Raw genomic sequence first — 246 nt, forward strand, 5'->3', positions numbered from 1 at the left:
TCATCTGCATAAAGGCAGATTTGGTTACAGGCGTATTACTTTAGATCTAAGAAATAAAGGTGTTTTAATTAATCATAAAACGGTTCTCAGATTAATGACACTCCTAGGATTAAAAAGTATTATTAGATTAAAAAAGTATAAATCATATAAAGGGGAACAAGGAAAAATAGCGCCTAATATATTAAAGCGCAATTTTAAAGCAGCAATGCCAAATGAAAAATGGGCCACAGATGTTACAGAGTTTAA

The 246-nt window shown here is 30.5% G+C and carries 1 protein-coding gene; it reads left to right on the forward strand.

Going from position 1 to position 246, the window contains the following annotated elements; translation table 11 throughout:
• Window positions 1–246: IS3 family transposase (locus KHA90_RS25295; protein ID WP_213308314.1), on the forward strand; the 246-nt coding region annotated here is incomplete at both ends.

This window comes from Flavobacterium psychroterrae, assembly GCF_018380615.1.
Taxonomy (GTDB): Bacteria; Bacteroidota; Bacteroidia; order Flavobacteriales; family Flavobacteriaceae; genus Flavobacterium; species Flavobacterium psychroterrae.